Source organism: Cellulosimicrobium sp. EB106-03-01-XG111, from assembly GCF_058792115.1.
The window spans coordinates 125651-147166 of the sequence record NZ_JBYTEQ010000003.1; the positions used below are offsets into that span (position 1 = coordinate 125651).

At 74.8% G+C, this 21516-nt stretch carries 21 protein-coding genes; 8 read left to right on the plus strand and 13 right to left on the minus strand.

The features are described 5' to 3' along the window. Positions 1-81: 81 nt before the first annotated feature. Entirely contained in the window at positions 82-606 is a 525-nt protein-coding gene (locus tag AC3WT4_RS04570) for a putative immunity protein (RefSeq protein ID WP_492314837.1), read from the plus strand. 61 nt (positions 607-667) lie between these two features. Here the strand turns inward: AC3WT4_RS04570 and AC3WT4_RS04575 are convergent, their stop codons facing one another. Further along, positions 668-1090 (minus strand): hypothetical protein, encoded by a 423-nt coding sequence (locus AC3WT4_RS04575; protein ID WP_108049676.1) that lies wholly within the window; start codon positions 1088-1090, stop codon positions 668-670. A gap of 274 nt (positions 1091-1364) precedes the next feature. Next, positions 1365-1757 (minus strand): DUF7660 family protein, encoded by a 393-nt coding sequence (locus AC3WT4_RS04580; RefSeq protein ID WP_146177716.1) that lies wholly within the window; start codon positions 1755-1757, stop codon positions 1365-1367. Between the two features lie 174 nt (positions 1758-1931). Here AC3WT4_RS04580 and AC3WT4_RS04585 point away from each other — a divergent pair, with 174 nt between their 5' ends. The 6 genes from AC3WT4_RS04585 to AC3WT4_RS04610 all read left to right on the plus strand — a co-directional run bounded on the left by AC3WT4_RS04585 (position 1932) and on the right by AC3WT4_RS04610 (position 7853). Beyond that, complete coding sequence (locus AC3WT4_RS04585) at positions 1932-2396, plus strand: hypothetical protein (RefSeq protein WP_108049680.1); 465 nt, start codon at positions 1932-1934, stop codon at positions 2394-2396. A gap of 238 nt (positions 2397-2634) precedes the next feature. Next, positions 2635-3324 carry a histidine phosphatase family protein gene (locus tag AC3WT4_RS04590; RefSeq protein WP_286186050.1) on the plus strand — a complete coding sequence of 230 codons (690 nt, stop codon included), beginning with the start codon at positions 2635-2637 and terminating at the stop codon, positions 3322-3324. Between the two features lie 119 nt (positions 3325-3443). Further along, the gene (locus AC3WT4_RS04595) at positions 3444-4505 is read left to right on the plus strand and encodes a tyrosine-type recombinase/integrase (protein ID WP_108049682.1); all 1062 of its coding nucleotides are present in this window, start codon (positions 3444-3446) and stop codon (positions 4503-4505) included. Between the two features lie 70 nt (positions 4506-4575). Beyond that, a complete protein-coding gene (locus tag AC3WT4_RS04600; protein WP_492314838.1) occupies positions 4576-6135 on the plus strand; it encodes a hypothetical protein in 1560 nt (519 codons plus the stop codon). Positions 6136-6205: 70 nt separating this feature from the next. Further along, positions 6206-6475: a DUF7218 family protein gene (locus AC3WT4_RS04605; RefSeq protein ID WP_034656177.1), complete on the plus strand. Its 270-nt coding sequence runs from the start codon at positions 6206-6208 to the stop codon at positions 6473-6475. 130 nt (positions 6476-6605) lie between these two features. Next, complete coding sequence (locus tag AC3WT4_RS04610; protein WP_400109582.1) at positions 6606-7853, plus strand: phospholipase D-like domain-containing protein; 1248 nt, start codon at positions 6606-6608, stop codon at positions 7851-7853. 58 nt (positions 7854-7911) lie between these two features. Here the strand turns inward: AC3WT4_RS04610 and AC3WT4_RS04615 are convergent, their stop codons facing one another. From AC3WT4_RS04615 to clsA, 10 genes are all read right to left on the minus strand, one after another. Next, positions 7912-8754, minus strand: a complete 843-nt coding sequence (locus AC3WT4_RS04615) for an MBL fold metallo-hydrolase (protein WP_108049687.1) — start codon at positions 8752-8754, stop codon at positions 7912-7914. 51 nt (positions 8755-8805) lie between these two features. After that, positions 8806-12204 carry a pyruvate carboxylase gene (locus AC3WT4_RS04620; protein WP_492314839.1) on the minus strand — a complete coding sequence of 1133 codons (3399 nt, stop codon included), beginning with the start codon at positions 12202-12204 and terminating at the stop codon, positions 8806-8808. Between the two features lie 190 nt (positions 12205-12394). Next, positions 12395-12985 (minus strand): MerR family transcriptional regulator, encoded by a 591-nt coding sequence (locus AC3WT4_RS04625; RefSeq protein WP_074806388.1) that lies wholly within the window; start codon positions 12983-12985, stop codon positions 12395-12397. Positions 12986-13198: 213 nt separating this feature from the next. Further along, a complete protein-coding gene (locus AC3WT4_RS04630) occupies positions 13199-13672 on the minus strand; it encodes a bifunctional nuclease family protein (RefSeq protein WP_074807220.1) in 474 nt (157 codons plus the stop codon). A gap of 104 nt (positions 13673-13776) precedes the next feature. Further along, on the minus strand, positions 13777-14532 hold the full coding sequence (gene ftsR / locus AC3WT4_RS04635; RefSeq protein WP_074806385.1) for a transcriptional regulator FtsR: 756 nt from the start codon (positions 14530-14532) through the stop codon (positions 13777-13779). Between the two features lie 2 nt (positions 14533-14534). Next, the gene (locus tag AC3WT4_RS04640) at positions 14535-15017 is read right to left on the minus strand and encodes an FHA domain-containing protein (RefSeq protein ID WP_074806382.1); all 483 of its coding nucleotides are present in this window, start codon (positions 15015-15017) and stop codon (positions 14535-14537) included. A gap of 176 nt (positions 15018-15193) precedes the next feature. Further along, positions 15194-16627 (minus strand): DUF881 domain-containing protein, encoded by a 1434-nt coding sequence (locus AC3WT4_RS04645; protein ID WP_492314840.1) that lies wholly within the window; start codon positions 16625-16627, stop codon positions 15194-15196. Positions 16628-16629: 2 nt separating this feature from the next. Next, positions 16630-16962, minus strand: coding sequence for a small basic family protein (locus tag AC3WT4_RS04650; RefSeq protein ID WP_021483549.1), 333 nt, complete (start codon positions 16960-16962; stop codon positions 16630-16632). Continuing rightward, positions 16959-17927, minus strand: a complete 969-nt coding sequence (locus tag AC3WT4_RS04655) for a DUF881 domain-containing protein (protein WP_492314841.1) — start codon at positions 17925-17927, stop codon at positions 16959-16961. The genes AC3WT4_RS04650 and AC3WT4_RS04655 overlap by 4 nt, the downstream gene beginning before the upstream one ends. Further along, the gene (gene clsA / locus AC3WT4_RS04660) at positions 17924-18544 is read right to left on the minus strand and encodes a cardiolipin synthase ClsA (protein WP_492314920.1); all 621 of its coding nucleotides are present in this window, start codon (positions 18542-18544) and stop codon (positions 17924-17926) included. The genes AC3WT4_RS04655 and clsA overlap by 4 nt, the downstream gene beginning before the upstream one ends. Positions 18545-18954: 410 nt before the next feature. Between clsA and AC3WT4_RS04665 the strand changes: the two genes are divergently transcribed. After that, the gene (locus AC3WT4_RS04665; protein ID WP_492314842.1) at positions 18955-20856 is read left to right on the plus strand and encodes a DEAD/DEAH box helicase; all 1902 of its coding nucleotides are present in this window, start codon (positions 18955-18957) and stop codon (positions 20854-20856) included. Positions 20857-20989: 133 nt separating this feature from the next. On the opposite strand, the gene AC3WT4_RS04670 is transcribed toward AC3WT4_RS04665, so the two are convergent. Further along, a complete protein-coding gene (locus AC3WT4_RS04670; protein ID WP_108049695.1) occupies positions 20990-21472 on the minus strand; it encodes a PH domain-containing protein in 483 nt (160 codons plus the stop codon). Positions 21473-21516 lie beyond the last annotated feature (44 nt).

Consider the following 21516-nt stretch of genomic DNA (forward strand, 5'->3'; position numbering starts at 1 on the left):
CACCCGGCCACCGGCCCCACGGCCTGGCCCACGCGCCCCCAGGGCTGGTGCGCCGACACCGGACCGGGGGAGCATCGCACCATGCCGATCCTGCCCACCGACCGCGACCCCCGCCTCGTCACGATCCGCCGCGGAGGCACCCTCACCGACGAGGACCACCACCAGATCGCCCGATGGGCCGTCGACTGCGCCGAGCACGTCCTGCCCCTCTTCGAACACGCACGACCCGACGACACCCGACCCCGCGACGCCCTCGACATCGCCCGCGCCTGGATCCGCGGAGACGTCCCCATGAAGACCGCCCACATCACCGCCTTCGTCGCCAACGCCGCCGGCCGCGACCAGGCCGCACCCGTCAAGTACGCGGCGCTCGCGGCCGGTCAGGCCGTCGCCGTGGCGCACGTCGCCGCTCACGGGCTGGGCGCGGCGGCGTACGCGATCCGCGCGGCCGCCGCGGACGCCGCAGCACGGGGGGAGGACGCCGAGGCTGCGCGGCTCGCGGAACGGGATCGGCAGCGCGATCGCATCCCGGCCGGGCTGCGCGAGCTCGTGCTCGACGACCAGCGGCGTCGCAGCCCGATCTGCTGGCACGTGTTCGACGACTGACCCCGGGCCCGGCTCGGACCGTGTCGACCGTGGTGTCACCAGCGCGGACGAGCGTGGTGGCTCAGCGCAGGAGGTCCTCGTACGCGACGAGCGGGATCCGACCGTCCGCCGCGGCGGCGACCTGCTCGTCTCCGGCCACGAGGACGTCCGCCTGGAGCGTCGCGACCGCGACGTACTCGGCGGCCGCCGTGTCGTCCGCACCGAGCTCGCGCGCGATGCGGAACGCCGTCGCGCGCGAGACGCGGTCGCCGAGCAGGCGGATCCGCAGGGAGGCGACACCCTCGAGACGCTCGCGCGCCGTCTTCTCGTCGAGGACGCCGCGACGCACGTCCTGGTACAGCATCGAGAGCGCGTGGCTGCGCAGGACGGACGGGCCGACGAGCGGGCGGCGCGTGCCGAGGTGCACGTCGTCGTGCACGAGACGCAGCGCGGTGACCGCGTCGATCGCGCAGCGGGTGGACGGTTCCAGGCCGGCGGATCCCATAGGGCCAGTACACACCCGAGGACCCGCAGGGTGCCGTCGAAGGTCGCGGTGCTCGGGGCTCTCGGCCGCACCTCTGCTCGACGAGGGCGCCGGGGGAGTAGTTGGTACCGTCGCACCTCACGTGCCTGTTGCGTCCGTGGAACAGCGCTCGGCGACCTGCTCGTCTAGGTCAGCAGCACGCCAAGACCAGGGAAGATCGTTCGTGAGGTCCTGGAACCGCCTGGTGACGCGAAAGACCACGCGGATGTCCTGGCGCGCGCGAGGCAACGGGTCTTCATTCGTGCGTCGCAGCCGCGCGCAGGGCATTGTTGACGACCGTCCACCCGTTGGGGGGTGTGGTCCTGCGGTCGGCATCGTTGCTGTAGTACGCGTCTGAGTTCTCGAGCCAGCGCGCGAGCGCTTCGAGGTACTCGTGGAGGGAACGGTTGCTCCAAGGCTCGTCGGCAGCTGCGGCGGTAGCCAGGGCACGCGCCGTCGCGATCACCGCCTGCTTGCCGGAGCCGTTGGCCTCAGAGGGGCAGCCAGCCAGTCCACAGCTCTCGTCGACGTCGAAGTCCTGGTGCTCGAACTCGTAGTGGAAGCAGACGTAGTGCATCCGCTCGAAGGTCTCGTACTCGGCCGCGCCCACGCGCACGCTTCGACGGCACCGGCGGCACAAGAGCTCCATGCGGCGATGATGTCAGAGGGGGCCGTCGGACAGGCTCGGACCCGTGCTGGCAGGAGCCTGTCGACCCATGACAACACTCATCACTCTACCGCCGATAATGTACATTATGTCATTACGTCGTAACGAAGCGCCCTTCAGCGCATCACGAGGCGCCCCGGTGGGCTCCCCTTCGTCATGAGCACGACGACCTACGCACCGCAGCTTCTCGCCCCCGCCGCCCGCGGAGACGACCGCCGACCGACTGGGAGCATCGTGCGATCCCTGCGGAATGCGTCGCGGACCGGCATCGACACGACGGCCGCACCGGCGTCCTCGGATTCCGTCGCCACCATGTCGGTGTTCGCAGCCGCCGGACCTGACGCCCGTCGGTCCGGACGAGTCCTGACGACGTGCGCGACGCTCGCCTGGCTGCCGGTGCTCGTGCTGACCGTCCTGGTGTTCCTCCTGGTCGGCGCCGTGGGTGGCCTCGCGGCCGCCGGCGTGTGGACCTGGCGCACGGTGTCCCCCGTGCGGACCCGGTCGGCCGGCGACACCGACGAGGATCCCGACGGATCGGCGCTCGAGAGCCTGCCGCAGCCCCCAGGAGCTCCGCGCGGCCGACGGGTGGTTCGCGACCGCACCATCGGCTATGATGCGTAGAATCGGACATAGCGCCCAAACCATTGTGTTTAGGTCAACACCATGGTGACGCGCGGGTTCCCGCGGTGACCGCGCATCAGGTCGTCCGCCGCTTCTCGGGTCACCCTCCCGCCGCCAGGTATGCCGGAGTCATCGATCCCCCGCCTCAGGCGTTGCTCCCCCTGCGTCACGATGCACGCCGACCACCGCGACGCTCCCCTCGCCGCCGCACTCCTGGCGCGTGTGCCACCCTGTCCCGGTGCCCGACACTCCCCGACCACTCCTCCCTCCCCCGCTGCCCGACCTCGTGGGCGCGCGCGTGCGGACCGTGCACGTCGTGACCCACCCGGAGGCGACGCACCACGTCGACGGGCTCGTCGGGGGCCAGCACGACTCCGACCTCACCCCCGCCGGGTTGCGGGACGCGGAGCTCGTCGCGGCTGCGCTGCGCGCACGCGTCCCGGCCGGTGCGCGCACGGACGTCGTCGCGTCCGACCTCCTCCGCACGCGCCGCACCGCGACCGCGATCGCCGCCGCGCTCGGCGGGGCGGCGCGCCTCGACCCGCGGCTGCGCGAGGCGTCCTACGGCGAGGCGGGCGGACAGCCCCAGGCGTGGCTCGACGCGCGGTTCGTCCCGCCGCCCGCCACGGGCGACCGCCTGCGGCACGACGTCGGTGTCGCGGGTGCCGAGACGCGCCTCGACGTCGCGCTGCGGGTGTACGCGGCGACGACGGACCTCCTGCGCCGGGACGTGGACCACCAGGTCGTCGTGACGCACGGTTTCGCGGCCACGTTCGTCGTCGCCGCCTGGATCGGGATGCCCGTGGAGGCCGCGGGGCACGTCGCCTTCCCGGTGCCGTCGGGCAGCATCACGACGCTGCGCGAGGACGGCCACTTCCACAACCGTGCCGTCGTCGCCGTCGGGGACGTCGCGCACCTGGGCCGGTGACCGCGGGGCGGGAACGTGACGCCTGGCGCGTCGGTGCAGGTCAGCGCGCCGCACCCGATCAGCGCTGTGGGTGGCGCGGCCTAGGCTGACGGCGACCCGTCACCCAGGAGGCCCGCACCATGGTCGCCCCGCCCCGCCTCGAGCGGATCACCGTCGCCGAGGCAGCCGACCGCTACCTCGCGTCCGTCGCCGCGCAGACCCTGCGCGGCATCCTGTCCCCCACGACGCGCCGCAGCTACGAGCGGGACGTCACGGAGTTCGCGCGCCTCGCGGGACCCGTGCGCGTGCTGGACGACGTCACGGGCGAGGACGTCGACGACGTCCTGCTGCGCTACCAGACCACGCCCGACGGCCGGTACGCCGACGCGTCGCGCAAGCCGGGGAGCGCGGGCCGCTCGGCAGCGACGGTGAACCGGTTCCGCCAGTCGGTGACGCGCTTCTTCGCGCACGCCGCGCGCGAGGGCTGGGTGCAGGCGGACCCGATGCAGTGGGCCGCTCCCCCGGCCCGTCTGCGCGACGGGCTGCGCGTCGCCCGCACCGCGCTGTCCGCGGGCTCGGCGGCGTCGCTGCTCGAGGTGTCCGCCGCCCGCGCACCCGGGGAACCCGCCGTCTCGCGCCGCGACCAGGACCTCCAGCTGCGCGACCGCCTCGTCGTCGCGCTCCTCCTCGTCCTCGGCCCGCGCGTGTCCGAGCTCGAGCGCGCGAACCTCGACGACTTCTCCCGCGAACCGGACCAGACGCGGTGGCGCATCCAGGGCAAGGGCGGCCACGTCCGCACCGTCACGCTCTCTCCCCCGCTCGCGGACGCGCTGGAGGAGTACCTCGCGCGGCTGCGTCCGACGCTCCTGGCCCGCCGGCCCGACGACCCGGACGCGCAGCGCGCCCTCCTGCTGTCGTGGCGGGGCCGCCGGATCGACGCCCAGGCCGTGCGCGGGCTGCTGCGGCGCTGCGTCGAGCGCATGCCCGCGCAGTACCGACGCGAGGCGACGCCGCACGCGCTGCGCCACACGACCGCGACGCTGCTCGCCGCGGAGGGCTGGGACGTCAAGGTCGTCGCCGAGCTCCTCGGGCACGCGTCCATCGCGACCACCGGCGTCTACCTCGACCGCATCGAGGGCGAGCTGGCGGCCGCGATCCGGGCCCACCCGCTCTCCGCGGCGCTCGAGCCCAGCGAGGTCTGACCGGCCCAGCACGCGGGCGGTGGCGTCGGGGACGCTGACACCGGGCCGAGCGGGGCGTAGCGTCGCAGGCATGGCCCCGCTCCACCGGGTGGAGCTCGTCCCCGACGACGAGCCCGCGCCGGGCGGGCGCGGCACACCCGCGGAGGGGGCACCCGGGCGCGCCGCCCCTGCCCGACGACGCACCCTCCTCGTGCGCGTCGTGGCGCCGCTGCTCGTGCTCGCCGTCGCGCTCGGCGCCGTCGGCTCGTGGCGCTCGTCGACGGCGGAGCGGGCCCGCCTCGCCCACCCCGGCGCGGTCCGTTCCCTCGCCGTGCCCCCGGTCCCCGCCTGGTCCGCCGACGCCGCCAGCCCGCGCGTCGCCGTCGTCGACGACGTGGTCGTCACGGTCGCCGCCGCCGGGGTGGAGGGGCGCGACGCCGCCTCGGGCGCCCGGCGCTGGCTCGCTCTCGACGCGACCGCCACGTGCGGACCGGCCGCCGACGAGTCGGCGGGACCGGTGGCCGACGTGCTCGTGTGCGTCACGGGGCCGGCGCTCGCCCCGGTCGCGCACGTCGTCGGCCCGGGCGGACCGCTCACCGGCCCGGTGCCGCTGGGCGACACGCTCGGCCGGGCGGTCCCCGCGCCCGGCGGGGCGGTGCTGCGGTGGGCCCGCACCGGAGGGGTCGTGCACCTCGCGCTCCAGGACGCCCGCACCGCACGCGTGCGCTGGCGGCTCGACGTCCCGCCCGACGACGCGGAACGGACCCCGATGTGCCGGCCCCAGGTCGCGGGGCAGGCCGTCGCGGCCGTCGAGGGCGGCCTGCTCGTGGTGCGGGGGTGTCGCGTCAGCGCCGTCCTGACCCTCGACGGCACCCGCCTCGACGCGCGCGGACCGGCCGTCACGACCGACGTCGTCCCGCTGCCCGACGGGACGTTCCTGCGCACCCGTGTCCTGCCGCCCGGGCGCGAGGCGACCACCGAGCTCCTCGCGCCGGACGCGACCGTGCGCGCCACCGTCGCCGGGCGGGTCCTGCGGCCGCTCGTCGGTCCCGAGGACGACCTGGCCCCCTGGCTGGTCACCACCGCGGACGGCGTGCGCGCCTTCGCGCCCGCAGGCGACTCGGACGACACGCTGCGCGAGCGGTGGCGCCTCGCGCAGCCCGTCGCCCAGGTCGTCGCGATCACCGCGGACCGCGCGGTCGTCGTCACCGGCGAGCGCGTCGTCGGCCTGGACGCGCGCTCGGGCGAGCACGTGTGGTCGTGGCCGCGCCACGCTCCCGCCGGTCGCCGTCCCGTGCCGGGCATCGCCACGGGACCCGGGAGCGCCACCGCGACGGCGGACGGCGGCGCGGGCACCGCGGGCCTCCGGGCGGATCTCACCCGTGGGGTCGCGGCGGCGTTCACCGACGGCGCCACGCTCGCGCTGGTCGTCCCCGACGGCTCGTCGCGGCGCTCGCGGACGGTCGCCGTCTCCCTCGACGACGGGGACGTGCGCTGGGACGTCGTCGGTGACGGCGACCCGTCCGGTTTCACCGCCCTGGCGGGGTACGTGGGGCACGTGGACGCGGGGTCGTCGCGCGTCGTCGTGCTGGAGCGGCGGCCGCGTGCGAGGAGGTCTCGCGCGAGGACTCGTCCGCGTGCGAGAAGGTGACGAGGGCGAGAGCCTGTCGGAAGACCGGCGCTGCCGTCCGGGCCGCCGGACCGAGGTGAAGGAGGCCGTCGTGCCGAAGCGTGACCCGGGTCCGAGCGTCAAGGACCCCGACCTGTACGAGAAGCTGCGGGACGAGGGCGACTCGAAGGAGAAGGCGGCCCGCATCGCGAACGCCGCGGCGGGCTCCTCGCGGTCGAGCGTCGGACGCAAGGGCGGCAAGGCCGGCGACTACGAGGACTGGACCGTCGAGAAGCTGCGCAAGCGCGCCGCGGAGATCGGCATCGAGGGCCGGTCGTCCATGCGCAAGGCGGAGCTGGTGCGCGCGCTGCGCTCGCACTGAGGACGCGCTCAGGACGCACCGGGAACGGTCGGGGGACGGGCCGGGCACGGGCCCGTGCGGGATCTCACCCGCGGCGCGCCCGTCTTCCGGTCGCGCCCGGGGTGCCGCCCGCTACGGTGAGTGCGTGCACCTGTCCGCCGACTCCGCCCTGCGCACCGCCCGCCGTCTGCTCTCCCGTGCGCTCGTGGTGGCCGTCGCGGCACCCGTGACGGTCGCGGGCGTGCTCGTCACCGCGGACGCGATCCGCAAGCGCCGCAACACCACCGAGGCGTCGTTCCCGCGCTCGGCCCCCGCCGACGTCGAGGTCGCGGGCACCACGACGACCGTCTTCACGTACGGCGAGGACGTGTACCGGGAGATGCTCGGCGCGATCCGCGGCGCGCGGCGCCGCATCCTGCTCGAGACGTACATCTGGAAGGCGGACGCGCTCGGCGAGGAGTTCAAGCAGGCGCTCGTCGAGGCGAGCGAGCGCGGCGTCGAGGTGTTCGTCGTGTACGACGGCTTCGCGAACCTCGTCGTCCCGCAGGCGTTCTTCGACCTGCCCGAGCCGATCCACGTCATCCGGTACCCGGTGTTCCGCCCGGGCGTGCTCATGCTCAACGTGCGCAAGTCCGGCCGCGACCACCGCAAGATCCTCGTCGTCGACGACGAGATCGCGTTCGTCGGCGGCTACAACATCGGTGCCCTGTACGCGACGCAGTGGCGCGACACGCACGTCCGCCTCGTGGGGCCGAGCGCGTGGGAGCTGCGCAACGCGTTCGTCGACTTCTGGAACGCGAACCGCTCGTCGGACCAGCCGCTGCTCGCCGACCCGGGGTCGGTGCACTGGGAGCCGCGGCTGCGCGCGGCCCGCAACGCGCCGGCGCACCTCGTGTTCCCGATCCGCGGGATCTACCTCGACGCGATCGACCGCGCGAGCTCGCACGTCTACATCACGCAGGCGTACTTCATCCCGGACCGGGAGATCCTGGCCGCGCTGCTCGCGGCCGCGGCACGCGGCGTCGACGTGCGTGTCCTCGTGCCCGAGCGCTCGAACCACGTGCTCGCGGACTGGCTGTCGCGCGGCCTGTACACGGCGCTGCTCAAGGGCGGGGTCCGCATCCACCTGTACCGCAACGCCATGGTGCACGCGAAGACCGCGACCATCGACGGCGCGTGGACCACGATCGGCACGGCGAACATCGACCGGCTGTCGCTCACGGGGAACTACGAGGTGAACCTCGAGATCACGGACCCGGGGGTGGCCGAGCAGATGGAGAAGGTGTTCGAGGTCGACCTGTCGAACTCGCGCGAGCTGACGCTCGACGAGTGGGACTCGCGCTCGGTGGCGGCGAAGCTCAGCGAGGTCGTCCTCACTCCCCTGCGCCCGCTGCTGTAGCCGCGCCACCGTTGTCGCCGTCCTTCGGGCGACGACGACGGTGGGCGGGGTCCGCGGCTCAGCGGGCCGGGTCGGAGCGCAGCACGTCGGCCGCCTCCTCCTCCGGGCGCGGTGGCACGGTCTCGTCGGCCTCGAGCAGCGCGACCTCGCCGAACTCCGGGTGCTCGTCGCGCAGCTCGCGCGCGACCGCGTCGGCCGCGCCGTCCAGGGCGCCCGCGGCGACGTCGATCGACTCCCCCGTCGCGAGCGGCCGGTACTCGTACGTGCCCCCGGTGCGCTGCTCGCCCAGGAGCCGGTTCACCAGGCCGTGCCCGACGTCCGACAGCAGCGCGTCGTGGACGGGGACCACGACCCGGGGGTCGAGCGCGTGCACGAAGTCGATCGTCTCGGCGAGCTTGAGCCACGGCGCCGAGACCGGCGCCAGCAGCACGTCGAGCCGCCGTCCGCCCAGCACGCCCGGGTCCGGGGCGTCGAACGAGTCACCCGGGTGCAGGAGCGTCGCGCCGTCCCCGCGCACGAGGTACGTCACGTTCGCGATCCGCGGGACGTCCGGGTGGATCACCGCGTGCCGCCCGCCGCCGACCACGACCTCCAGACCGCCCAGGTCCAGGCCGTCACCCGGTGCGACGACGTGCACGCGCGACGCCGCGCCGTCGGGCAGCGACGGACGCACCGCGGCGGCCACCTCCTCGGGCGCCCACACCGTGAGCTCCGGCCGGGCCGCGAGGGCGCCGCCCAGGGCGCCGGTGTCGACGTGGTCGGGGTGCTGGTGGGTGAGGAGCACCGTGCCGGCGTCCGCCAGCGCGGCCGCGGCGTCGCTGAACGTGCCCGGGTCGATCGCGACGACCTGACCGCCGTGGCGCACCGTGACGCACGCGTGACCGTGGAACGTGACCTGCATGGATCCTCCTCGAGTCGTCCTTGCCCGCCCGCTCGTGCGGGGGTCGGCCCCTCAGCCCACCACGAGGACGAGGTCGCCGCCCTCCAGCTGCTGCACCGCGCCGATCGCGACCCGCTGGACGGTGCCCGCGACGGGGGTCGTGATCGCGGCCTCCATCTTCATGGCCTCGACGGTCGCGACCGTCTGCCCCGCCTGGACGACGTCGCCCACGACGACGACCGGCGTGACCGCACCCGCGAACGGCGCCGCGACCTGGCCCGGCTGGGTCGGGTCCGCCTTCTCGGCGGTGCGCGCGTCGACGTCCACCGCACGGTCGCGCACCTGGATCGGGCGCAGCTGGCCGTTGAGGGTGAACATCACGGTGCGCATCCCGCGCTCGTCGGGCGTGCCGATCGCCTCGAGGCCCACGAGCAGCCGCACACCCTTCCCCAGCGCGACCGCCACCTCCTGACCCGGCTCCAGCCCGTACAGGTACGTGGGGGTGTCGAGGACCGACACGTCCCCGTACGCCTGCCGCACCTGCTCGAACTCCTTCGTCGGCCCCGCGAAGAGCAGGTGGTTGAGCCGACGACGGCGCACCTCCCCCTCCTGCGCGAGCTCCGCCTCGTCCTCGGCCGAGAGCGGCGTGACCCCGGCGCGCGCCGCACGACCGGCGAGCGCGCGCGACCGGAACGGCTCCGGCCAGCCCCCGGGCGGGTCGCCCAGCTCACCGCCCAGGAACCCGACCACGGAGTCCGGGATGTCGAACGACTGCGGGTCCGCCGCGAACTCCGCCGGGTCCGCGCCCGCCGCCACGAGGTGCAGCGCGAGGTCGCCCACGACCTTCGACGACGGCGTCACCTTCACCAGCCGCCCGAGGATCCGGTCCGCGGCCGCGTACATCGCCTCGATCTGCTCGAACCGGTCCCCCAGGCCCAGCGCGATCGCCTGCTGGCGCAGGTTCGACAGCTGCCCACCCGGGATCTCGTGCTCGTACACGCGACCCGTCGGCCCGGGCAGACCCGACTCGAACGGCGCGTACACGCGGCGCACCGCCTCCCAGTACGGCTCGAGGTCCGCGACCGCCGCCAGCGACAGCCCGGTGTCGCGCTCGGTGTGCTCCAGCGCGGCGACCAGCGCCGACAACGGCGGCTGGCTCGTCGTCCCGGCCATCGCGGCGCTCGCGGCGTCGACCGCGTCGACGCCCGCCGCGGCGGCGGCGAGCAGCGTGGCCATCTGCCCGCCGGACGTGTCGTGGGTGTGCAGGTGGACGGGCAGGTCGAACCGCTCGCGCAGGGCGGTCACGAGGCGGCTCGCGGCGGCGGGGCGCAGCAGCCCGGCCATGTCCTTGATCGCGAGCACGTGCGCGCCGGCGTCGACGATGCGGTCCGCGAGGCGCAGGTAGTAGTCGAGCGTGTACAGGTCCTCGGCCGGGTCGAGCAGGTTGCCCGTGTAGCACAGCGCGACCTCCGCGACCGTCGTGCCGGTCGCGCGCACGGCCTCGATCGCGGGACGCATCTGGTCGACGTCGTTGAGCGCGTCGAAGATCCGGAACACGTCGATGCCGGTCGCCGCGGCCTCCTCGACGAACGCCTCCGTGACGCGCGTCGGGTACGGCGTGTACCCGACCGTGTTACGACCGCGCAGGAGCATCTGGATCGCGAGGTTCGGCATCGCGGCACGCAGGGTCGCGAGCCGCTCCCACGGGTCCTCCCCGAGGAATCGCAGCGCGACGTCGTACGTCGCCCCGCCCCACGCCTCGACCGACCACAGCTGCGGCGTCGCCCGCGCCACGTACGGCGCGACGGCCGCCAGGTCGTGCGTGCGCACGCGCGTCGCGAGCAGCGACTGGTGCGCGTCGCGGAACGTCGTGTCGGTGACGCGCAGCCGCTGCTCTCCGCGCAGCGCCCGCGCGAACCCCTCCGGGCCGAACTCGAGGAGCTGCTGGCGCGACCCGGGCGGGGGCGCGACCGTCAGGTCGAACGGCGGCAGCTTCGCCGCGGGGTCGCTCGTGGCCCGCGGCTCCCCGTGCGGCCGGTTCACGGTGGTGTCCCCCACGTACGCGAGCAGGCGGGTGCCCCGGTCCGCGCTCTCGCGCGCCGCGAGCAGCTCGGGCCGCTCGTCGATGAACGACGTCGCGACGTTGCCCGCGACGAACTCCGGGTCCGCGAGGACCGCCTGCAGGAACGGGATGTTCGTGCGGATGCCGCGGATGCGGAACTCCGCCAGCGCACGACGCGCGCGCCGCACCGCCGTCGGGAAGTCCCGGCCGCGGCACGTGAGCTTCACCAGCATCGAGTCGAAGTGGCCCGACACGACGGACCCCGCCGTCGCCGTCGCCCCGTCCAGCCGGACACCCGCCCCGCCCGGGGACCGGTAGGCGATGATCCGGCCCGTGTCCGGGCGGAACCCGTTCGCCGGGTCCTCGGTCGTGATCCGGGTCTGCAGCGCGGCGCCGTTGACGCGCACGTCCTCCTGCCGGATGCCCAGGTCCGCCAGCGTCTCGCCCGCCGCGATCCGCATCTGCGCGGACACGAGGTCGACGTCGGTGACCTCCTCGGTCACCGTGTGCTCCACCTGGATGCGCGGGTTCATCTCGATGAACACGTGCTGCCCCGCACGCTCCCCGACCGTGTCGAGGAGGAACTCGACCGTGCCCGCGTTCTGGTACCCGATGTGCCGCGCGAACCGCACCGCGTCCGCGCACAGCGCGTCGCGGACCGCCGGGTCGAGGTTCGGCGCCGGCGCGATCTCGATGACCTTCTGATGACGACGCTGCAACGAGCAGTCCCGCTCGTACAGGTGCACGACGTTCCCCGCGCCGTCCGCGAGGATCTGCACCTCGATGTGCCGCGGCCGCAGCACCGCCTGCTCCAGGAACACCGTCGGGTCGCCGAACGCGCCGTCCGCCTCGCGCATCGCCGCGGCCAGCGCCTCGGGCAGGTCCTCGCGCACGTCCACGCGCCGCATCCCGCGACCACCACCGCCCGCGACCGCCTTGACGAACACCGGGAACCCGATCTCGTCCGCGGCCGCGACGAGCTCGTCGACGTCCGCCGACGGCTCGCTCGACGCGAGCACCGGCAGCCCCGCCTCGCGCGCCGCCTTGAGCGCCCGCACCTTGTTGCCCGCGAGCTCGAGCACCTCCGCCGGCGGCCCGACGAACGTCAGCCCCGCGTCCGCGCACGCCCGCGCCAGGTCGGGGTTCTCCGAGAGGAACCCGTACCCCGGGTAGACGGCGTCCGCGCCCGCCTCGCGGGCGACCCGCACGATCTCCTCGATGTCCAGGTACGCACGCACCGGGTGACCGGGCTCCCCGATGAGGTACGCCTCGTCAGCCTTGAGCCGGTGCTCGGAGTTGCGGTCCTCCTGCGGGAACACCGCGACGGTGCGGGACCCCAGCTCGTAGGCGGCGCGGAACGCCCTGACGGCGATCTCCGCGCGGTTGGCGACCAGGACCTTCGAGAACACCGGCACTCCATCCGTCGACCGTGCGGCGTCACGGCGCCGGGGAGGGCGTCACGCACCGCGCGTACCGGCCGATCCTCCCACGGCGCCGCCGGACGGGTCACCGCACCCGCTGTGACGTGGTCCACACGCCTCGCAGGGGTGCGTCGGCGCTCGCGGCCGGTCCCTCGTTCGGCCCGGCCGGGCGGGAGGGTCAGCCCGCGGTGCGGGCCCGACGGCGCTGGGCGAGCTCGTCCTGCGGGCTCGTCGCGGTGCCGTCCTCGTCGTCGAGGGACTCGGTCGGCAGCTCGGCGAGCGTGCCCTCGACCTCGCGCCACACGCGACCGACGGCGATCCCGAACACGCCCTGGCCGCCCTGGACGAGGTCGACGACCTCGTCGGGCGAGGTGCACTCGTAGACGCTCGCGCCGTCGCTCATGAGCGTGATCTGCGCGAGGTCGTCCACGCCGCGCTCGCGCAGGTGCTCGACGGCGGTGCGGATCTGCTGGAGCGACACCCCGGTGTCGAGCAGGCGCTTGACGACCTTGAGCACGAGGATGTCGCGGAAGCTGTACAGGCGGTGGGAACCGGACCCGGACGCCGGGCGGACGGTGGGCTCGACCAGGCCCGTGCGGGCCCAGTAGTCGAGCTGGCGGTACGTGATGCCTGCCGCACGGCACGCCGTCGGGCCGCGGTAGCCGGTGGTGGTGTCCTGCTCGGTGATGTCCTCACCGAAGAGGAGGCCCTGCGCGCCCTGCGGAACTGCCGCGCCGACACCGACGCTCGCCTCACCGCTGCTGTTCACTGTCGCCTCCTGGGGTGATGTCACGACCAAACTATGGGCGCCGTCGGGGGCCGTCAACGACCGACGCCCCGGGCGTGCGGGCGTGTCGCGCCCGCGACGTCGTCGCGCCGACCGCTGAACCCTCGACCAGAGGTCGAAGGTCCGTGTTGTCCTGTGTGTCCCCGATGCCTCGACCGCGGCCCGAGGGTCGGGCCGCTCGCTCCGGGACCGTTCCTACTCGTCCACCGAGAAGTCCTCGGGCTGGACGTGGTCGAGGAAGTCGCGGAACTTCTCGACCTCCTCCTGCTGCGCGACGTCGACGACCTCGACGCCTGCCGTCGCCACGACCTCCGCCGAGCACAGCACCGGGCTCCCGGTGCGCACCGCGACGGCGATCGCGTCCGACGCGCGCGAGTCGAGCCGCACGCCGTTGCTGAGGACGAGCTCGGCGAAGAAGATGCCGCCGTCGAGCGCGACGATCTCCGCCCGTTCCAGGCGGACGTCCACGGCGTCGAGCAGGTCCCGCAGGAGGTCGTGCGTCATGGGCCGTGGCGTGGGCAGCCCTGCCTGCGCCATGGCGATCGCGCTCGCCTCGCGGGGGCCGATGACGATCGGCACCACGAGCTCGGACGCGTCGTCGAGCAGCAGCACCACGATCTCCTGGTCGCGCTGCTGCTGTCGGACCCCCAGCACCTCCACCGGGACCATCGGGACGTCGTCGCTCACTCCTCCACGGTACGACTCCGCCCGGCATCCGGCAGGGGGTGGGCGCGGGTGCCGACGGGAGGGCGAGGGCCTCAGCGGGTGCGGCCTCAGCGGGTGAGGTCGTCGACGCCCTGGCGCACGAACACGGTGTGCAGCTGCGCGCACAGCTCGCCGACCTCGGAGGCGACGGTGCCGGCGTGGGCGCGCGCGGACGGGCTCTGCTGGCCGCGCCACGGCGAGACGACCTGCTGGACGAGGCTGACGTGGCGGTCCGCGGCGGTGCGCAGGGAGCGCAGGTGGCGCGGCTCGATCCCGTAGTCCGCGAGCCCGGCGGCGAGCACGACGACGTCGAGCGAGCGCGCGTCGAGCTGCCCGCCCGGTGCCTGGCGCAGCACGCCGGCCTCGATGAGGCCCTCGACGAGCTCGCGCTCGACGCCGGCGGCCGAGACGAGCGCGTCCACGGTGTAGCGCTGGCGGACGGCGGCCGAACCAGGCTCGCCGTCGGTGGTCGCGAGACGGGGGGCGAGCGCCTCGACGTCGGTCCCGGCGTCGAGCGCGGCGAGGCGGTCCTTGATGACCTTCAGCGGCAGGTAGCGGTCACGCTGCTCGACGAGCACGAAGCGCAGCCGCTCGACGTCGGCGGGGCTGTACTGGCGGTAGCCCGACGCGGTGCGCACCGGTTCGATGAGCCCCTGCTCCTCGAGGAAGCGCAGCTTGGAGTGGCTGACGTGGGGGAACTCGGCCCGCAGTGCGCGCAGCACGTCGGAGATGCGCATGGTCGCGCGGCGCGAGATCCCCTGCGGCCACGGCTCGGGCCCGTCCGCGGGCTCCGGGGCCGTGGCGTGCGCGGCGCCCGTGGACACGTTCACGACGGTGAGGCCGCGCCGCCCGCCGACGCCCCCGCGTGCGGGCTGGCGTGGAACGTGAGCCGGTACTTGCCGATCTGGACCTCGTCGCCCGTGCCGAGGACGACCGCGTCGATCCGGCTGCGGTTCACGTAGGTGCCGTTGAGGGACCCGACGTCGCGCACCACGAAGTGCTCTCCCTCGCGCACGAACTCGGCGTGCTTGCGGGACACCGTGACGTCGTCGAGGAAGATGTCGGCGTGCTCGGAGCGCCCCGCGACGGTGCGCTCGGCGTCGAGGAGGAAGCGCGAGCCCTGGCCGGGGCCGCGCTGCATGATGAGCAGGGCCGAGTGGCGGGGCAGGGCGGCGACGGCGGCGTGCTCCTCGGGGCTCAGGCCGCCGGGCTGCACGCCCTCCTCGATCGGGGCCTCGATCCGGCCGAAGCTGACCGTCGTGTCGCTGCCCGCCCGGTTCGGTACCTCAGGACCGCCTGGGACACTCATCACGCCTCCTCGGGGCTCACGCACGTCGTGCTCGAGCTCGGAAACCGCACCGGGGGACGAGCCCCCGTGGTGCGGGAAACTGGTGCTCGAAAACTACTACACCCGCAGGTCACGCTGTGCGTGCGACCCTCGGTCGTCCCAACCTACCCCGGCCCGCGGGCCTGCGGGAAGCCGGTTCACTCGTCGGCGGGGACGGGGGTCGCGAACCGGGGTGCGCGGGGCTCGACCGTCGCGGTGACCTCGGCCCGGTCCTGCTGGGTGACGGTGGTGCGCGCACCGTCGGCGCGCAGCGACGCCATCGCGCCGCCGGGGATCTCGAGCGCGGTCTCGAGCGTCGAGGGGTCGCCGATCGCGGTCCACCGGTACGGGGACGAGATCACCTGCCCGTCGACGACGACGCCGTCGGAGGTGTCCTCGAAGTAGCTGCTCGCGACGAGGCGGACGCCGTTGACCTCCATGGCCTCGGCGCCGGCGTTCCGCAGCTCTTCCAGCACGTTGAACAGGCCGAACGCCTTGAGCGGCTCGGCGCCCTCGACGACCTCGATGGCGACGCCGGGGCCTTCGGCGGGGAGCCGGCCGGAGAGGATGCCGAGCGTCTCGGCCTGCTGCTCGGCGAGCTCGAGCGCGGCGCGCTCGCGTCCGGAGCCGGACTGCAGCTCGTCGCGCGTGGCCTCGAGCGAGGACACCTGGTCCTCGAGCTCGCCGGAGCGCTGGGTGACGTCGTCGAGCAGGCGCACGAGGTCGCTCTGGCGCAGGGAGGACAGCTGGTCCTCCTGCGTCTGGCTCACCTGGACGACGAGCGCGAAGCCGAGCAGCGCGCACAGGACGGCGACCATCACCTGGGAGCGCGACGCGCGCGGTCGCATCGCCCGGCCGAGGCCGCGCAGCCCGCGCGGCTCGGGCTGGGTGGGGGTGCCGTGGCGTCCGACGGCGGCCGTCGCCCCGGTGACCGGGTCCGGCTCGGCGGTGGGCGAGGTCTCGGGGTCCTGCTCGGGCGCCGCGGCCGCTGCCGGGGTGGTCGTCCCGTCCGTCGTCGCGCCCGGCGTCGGAGGGTCCGGCGTGGTGGCGGCGGTGGGCGGGTCGTCGGGCTGGTCGGTGCGGCCGTCGGGTGCGGGTCGCTCCCCCGGCGCTGCGGCGTCGCCCGGTGCTGCGGTGTCGCCCGGGACGGTGATGTCGCTCGGCACTGTGGTGTCCGGGTTGCTCGGCGCGGCCGTGTCGGGGGTGCCGGTCGGCGCGGCACCGGTCGGGATCGTGCCGCCCGTGGTGGTGCCGTCGTCCTCGGGGTGGTCGGTGGCGACCATGGTCTCGTCGCCGGCGGCCGGTGCGTCGCTCGGCGTCGTGGTGTGGCCGGGGACCGCGGCGGGGTCGACCGGTTCGTCGTGGACCGTGCCCGACGGCGCACCCGTGCCCGGGTCGGCCTCGGCGGGGGTTGCGGCGTCCTCGTCGGGGGCGTCGGTGCGGGGCGGGACGTTCTCCGTGTCGTGCGCGTCGTCGTCGGTCGCGGGCTCGGTGCCCGGGACGGCGGGAGAGCCGACGGCGTCGTCGTCTGCGGGCGCGGTGGGGTGCTCGGGCCGGTCGTCCGGAGCCTGGTCGCGGGGGTCGCGGCTCATGCTCACGCCTTGAAGATGTGGCGCCGGATCGCGGCGGCGTTGGAGAAGATGCGGATGCCGAGGACGACGACGACGGCGGTCGAGAGCTGGCTGCCGACGCCGAGCTGGTCGCCGAGGAACACGATGAGGGCGGCGACGACGACGTTCGACAGGAACGACACGAGGAAGACCTTGTCGTCGAACAGTCCGTCGAGGCGGGCGCGCAGGCCGCCGAAGAGGGCGTCGAGGGCGGCGACGACGGCGATCGGCAGGTAGGGCTGCAGCGACACGGGCACGGTGGGTTGCAGGACGAGGCCTGCGACGATGCCCACCACCAGTCCGACGACTGCGATCATTCGACGATCTCCTGCCCTGTCTCGTGCGGTGCGGGTGGGGTCCCGGACCCGTCGGTCGTGCCCGGCGCGGGCCCGGTCTCCTCGGCGGGTGCGTCGGAGTCTACGGTCGTCTCGGGCGCGTGCGCGAAGAACAGCGTGGGCGCGGACCGGCCGGGCAGGTCGAGGCGGCTCTGCGTCGTGACGCCGGAACGGATGCCGTACTGGCTGCCGAGGAGCTGGAGGAAGTCGGACGTCCCGGACCGCAGGAGCGAGGTGCGCATCGCGTCGGGGTCGCCGATCGCCTCGACGCGGTACGGGCCGACGAGGGGCTGCAGGTCGACGAGCACGGCGTCGCCCGCGCTGCGGATCGCGGACAGGCCGGTCAGGCGCTGGTCGTTGATCGCGACGGCCTCGGCGCCGCCGGCCCACAGGGCGTTGACGACGCGCTGCAGGTCGGAGTCGTGCACGAGCGTGCTCGCGTCCGTGGCCCCGGAGGACAGGCCCCCGCTGGTGTCGTCGAGGGTGACGACGACGCCCTGGCCCTCGACGGCCTGCGTCCCGGTCAGCGCGCCCTCCTGCTGGAGGTTGTCGAGCACGTCGGCGCTCGCGCCGCTCAGAGCCGCGCCCTGCAGCTGCTCGATCTCGCCGGACAGCTCCGCGCCGCGCTCGGAGAGTCCCTCGGCGGTGGCCTGGCGTTCGAGGATCTCCTGCTCGAGGGTCTCGCGCGCGGCGATGACGCCGGGCTGCGGGGCGCGCAGCTGCACGGCGGCGGCGGTCGTGACGACGCCGAGGACGACGGCGAGGGCGACGAGCGCGACGGTGCCGGTGCGTCCGCGGTGCGGGGTCTGCCCGGCGGCGCGGCGCGCGTCCGCGGCGGCGTACCCGGGGTCGAGCGGGCGGTGCATGACCTCGTTGAGGAGGGTCATGGACGCGTCGACGGGCGCGCGGCGCGCGGGGGCGTGCTGGTCCGGTCGCGTGTCGGTCACGGCGTCTCCTTCGTCGCGGGCCCGGGCCGGTCGGTGCGGGCGGCGCGGTCGCGCAGGACGAGCGCGCGGGTCTGCAGCACGTACTGCGCGCCCGCGAGCCAGTACAGGCCCACGCCCCACCAGGTGAACGCCCACCCGGTGACGGCGGCGACGTCGCCGAGCCAGCCGGGCATCTCCGCGAGCAGCAGCAGCGGGAACGCGTACAGCAGCGCGAAGGTGCCCGCCTTGCCCGCGAAGCTCACGGGCAGCGGCCCGTAGCCGTGGCGGGCGAGCAACGGCAGGAGGCCCCCGAGCAGCAGGTCGCGCGCGACGATCGCGACGACGAGCCACACGGGCACGACGTCGCGCCACGCGAGCCCGAGGAGGGTGACGAGGATGAAGAGGCGGTCGGCGGCGGGGTCGAGCATCTGCCCGAGGCGGCTCACCTGGTCCAGGCGGCGCGCCAGCACGCCGTCGAGCCAGTCCGACGCGCCGGACACCGCGAGCACGACCAGGGCCCACACGTCGTCGCCGCGCACGATGAGCACCGCGAACACGGGCACGAGGAGCAGCCGCAGGAGGCTGATGACGTTCGGGACGGTCAGGACGCGCGAGCTGACCTGCTGCCCTGCCGTCACACCCACCGCCCCGTGCTCACGTCGCGCCGTCGCGGCGACCTGCCGCGCGCGACCATCCTACGTACCGTGCCCGGTGACCTGGGCCCTCATTTCGCGGCGCGGCGACCCGCGAGGCCCGAAATCACCCGCTTCGCCCGGTGCCCGGGGTCGGTGGTGCGTCGGCGGTGCGGGTGCGGGTGAGGGACGTCACCGGCCTCGGCCCCGCGGCCTGCCCGCGCGCTCCGGTACGATGGGTGCACCTCTGGAGTTCGTCGCTCGTCCCGCGTGTGTCCGTGAGAGTGGCCGATCCCCCCTGATCTCCCCGATCGTGGCGGTGGCCGGCCTGGTGTGTTCGGGAGTGCGACCTGCGAGAACCGACCCGGTGACCGCACGCCACTCCACACCCCGAGACGAACGGTCCTCACCCTTTCATGACTGCTGACGTCGTCGTGCCCGCGCACGCCCTCGACCACTCCACCGACACCTCCCCCGCCGTCGCGGAGCAGACCGCTCCCGCCGGCCCCGTGTTCTCCGACCTCGGCCTGCCCGCGCCCCTCGAGCGCGCCGTCGCCGACCTCGGGTTCGTCACCCCGTCCGCGATCCAGGCCGAGGCCATCCCCGCGCTCCTCGCGGGCCGCGACATCACCGGCGTCGCGCAGACCGGCACCGGCAAGACCGCCGCGTTCGGCCTCCCGCTGCTCGCCGCGATCGACCCCACGCTGCGGCGCGTGCAGGCCGTCGTCCTCACCCCGACGCGCGAGCTCGCGATGCAGGTCGCCGACGCCGTCGAGTCGTTCGCGGCCCACCTGCCGAAGGTCGACGTCGTCGCCGTGTACGGCGGCTCGCCCTACCAGCCGCAGCAGCGGGCGCTCGCGGCCGGGGCGCAGGTCGTCGTCGGCACGCCCGGGCGCGTCATCGACCACATCGAGCGCGGCACCCTCGTCCTCGACGACGTGCGGTTCCTCGTGCTCGACGAGGCCGACGAGATGCTGCGCATGGGCTTCGCCGAGGACGTCGACACGATCTTCTCCCGCGCGCCGCGCGAGCGTCAGGTCGCGCTGTTCTCCGCGACGATGCCCGCCCCGATCCGCCGCGTCGCGAACGAGCACCTCACCGACCCGGTCGAGATCGCCGTCGCGCGCCAGTCCTCCACGGTGACGAGCGTGCGCCAGACGTACGCCGTCGTGCCGTTCCGCCACAAGACCGGCTCCCTCGTGCGCGTCCTGGCCACGTCCGACGCCGAGGCCGCGATCGTGTTCACCCGCACGCGCGGCGCCGCGGAGGAGGTCGGGTCCGCGCTCGTCGAGCGCGGCATCTCCGCCGCGACCATCTCCGGCGACGTCGCGCAGAAGGAGCGCGAGCGGATCGTGGAGCGCCTGCGCTCCGGTGCGCTCGACGTCCTCGTCGCGACCGACGTCGCCGCGCGCGGCCTCGACGTCGACCGCATCGGCCTCGTCGTGAACTTCGACCTGCCGGGCGAGCCCGAGGCGTACGTGCACCGCATCGGCCGCACCGGGCGCGCGGGCCGCACCGGCGAGGCCCTGAGCTTCGTCACCCCGCACGAGCGCGGGCGCCTGCGCGCGATCGAGCGCACGACCCGCACCCCGCTGCAGGAGATCGAGATCCCCTCCCCCGCGGACGTGTCCGCGCACAAGGTGCGGGCCCTGCTCGGGCAGGTCCCCGCCCGCCAGGAGGCGGGCCGCCTGTCGATGTACGCCGACATGGTGCGCACCTTCCTCGCCGAGCACGACGTCGACCCCGTCGACCTCGCCGCGGCCATGGCGGCGCTCGCGGTCGGTGACGACGGCCCCCGTGCTCGCGAGGAGCAGGAGCGGTTCGAGGCGGAGCGTGCCGCGGCGCGCGAGCAGTCGAAGGCGCGTCGCACGGAGCGCACGGGCGAGCGCCCGTCGCGCGGCGACCGTGCGTCGGGCCGGCGCGAGGGCGACGGGACGCGCGGCATCCGCCGCGACGCCGTCGGGACGCGCTACCGCCTGTCGGTGGGCCACAAGGACGGCGTGATGCCGGGCGGGATCGTGGGCGCGCTGACGAACGAGGCGGGCCTGGCCGGGTCGGACGTCGGCAAGATCGACATCTTCCCGTCGTTCTCGCTGGTGGACATCACCGCACCGCTCGACGCGGACACGATGGACCGCATCTCGCGGGCGCGGGTCGCGGGCAAGGCGCTGCGCATCCGTCTCGACGAGGGCGCGCCCGCGTCCCGGGGCCCGCGTGCCGGGCACGGGCCGTCGGGTCGTCGTGACGAGCGTCGTGACCGGTTCGACCGTGCCGACGACCGGGGCGAGCGCAAGCCGCGCCACCGCGCCGCGTTCTGACCCGCACCTGCCGGCGGTAGCCCCGCCGGCGCACGACGACGACGGCCCCCGGATCTCCACGATCCGGGGGCCGTCGTCGTCGGTGCGGGGTGCCAGTGGCGCGGGCACGGGAGCCGCGCGCCTGCGGCGGTCCTTACTCGCGGGCTTCGCCGTGCGCCTGCACCAGGGCGGCGAGGCGACGTGACTCCGCCTCGCCGCGGGCGCCGTCGGCCCGTTGGATGCCCATGACGGCGAGGGTGGACCCGTCCGCGAGGTCGAGGCGCACCCACGCGTCGCCCGAGCCGAACCGCACCGACACGATCTGCGGCCACGCGAGGCGGCGTGTGTAGATGACGTTGCGCACCCGCAGGCCCTCGCGCGTCGGGACCGCGTGCACGCCGCCCAGGCGCCACAGCAGCCACGCCGCGAACAGCGCGAACGCCGCGATCGACAGCCGGTTCACCCACGACGTGCCGAGCGGCCCCGTCGCGGACAGCCCCACGACGACGCACCCGCCGACGACGACCACGCCCGTCGCCCACGCCGACACCAGGCCGAACCTCGGCCGGAACGTGCGGTACGGGTCGTCGTCGCGGTCGCCCGGCAGGCCGGGGTCGGGGAACGGGTCGGTGCTCATGCCGCCACCGTCTCACACCCTCCGGCGGCCCACCGTGGGCCAGG

What these genes read in the sequence shown, in the direction of transcription:
- AC3WT4_RS04645 (WP_492314840.1), bottom strand. Translation starts at nt 16,627, where the DNA reads ATGAGCCGCGACCCCCGCGACCAGGCTCCGGACGACCGGCCCGAGCAC.
- AC3WT4_RS04630 (WP_074807220.1), bottom strand. Translation starts at nt 13,672, where the DNA reads ATGGTCCCGGTGGAGGTGCTGGGGGTCCGACAGCAGCAGCGCGACCAG.
- AC3WT4_RS04670 (WP_108049695.1), bottom strand. Translation starts at nt 21,472, where the DNA reads ATGAGCACCGACCCGTTCCCCGACCCCGGCCTGCCGGGCGACCGCGAC.
- AC3WT4_RS04640 (WP_074806382.1), bottom strand. Translation starts at nt 15,017, where the DNA reads ATGAGTGTCCCAGGCGGTCCTGAGGTACCGAACCGGGCGGGCAGCGAC.
- AC3WT4_RS04615 (WP_108049687.1), bottom strand. Translation starts at nt 8,754, where the DNA reads ATGCAGGTCACGTTCCACGGTCACGCGTGCGTCACGGTGCGCCACGGC.
- AC3WT4_RS04585 (WP_108049680.1), top strand. Translation starts at nt 1,932, where the DNA reads ATGAGCACGACGACCTACGCACCGCAGCTTCTCGCCCCCGCCGCCCGC.
- AC3WT4_RS04600 (WP_492314838.1), top strand. Translation starts at nt 4,576, where the DNA reads ATGGCCCCGCTCCACCGGGTGGAGCTCGTCCCCGACGACGAGCCCGCG.
- AC3WT4_RS04575 (WP_108049676.1), bottom strand. Translation starts at nt 1,090, where the DNA reads ATGGGATCCGCCGGCCTGGAACCGTCCACCCGCTGCGCGATCGACGCG.
- AC3WT4_RS04580 (WP_146177716.1), bottom strand. Translation starts at nt 1,757, where the DNA reads ATGGAGCTCTTGTGCCGCCGGTGCCGTCGAAGCGTGCGCGTGGGCGCG.
- AC3WT4_RS04595 (WP_108049682.1), top strand. Translation starts at nt 3,444, where the DNA reads ATGGTCGCCCCGCCCCGCCTCGAGCGGATCACCGTCGCCGAGGCAGCC.
- AC3WT4_RS04570 (WP_492314837.1), top strand. Translation starts at nt 82, where the DNA reads ATGCCGATCCTGCCCACCGACCGCGACCCCCGCCTCGTCACGATCCGC.
- AC3WT4_RS04665 (WP_492314842.1), top strand. Translation starts at nt 18,955, where the DNA reads ATGACTGCTGACGTCGTCGTGCCCGCGCACGCCCTCGACCACTCCACC.
- AC3WT4_RS04650 (WP_021483549.1), bottom strand. Translation starts at nt 16,962, where the DNA reads ATGATCGCAGTCGTCGGACTGGTGGTGGGCATCGTCGCAGGCCTCGTC.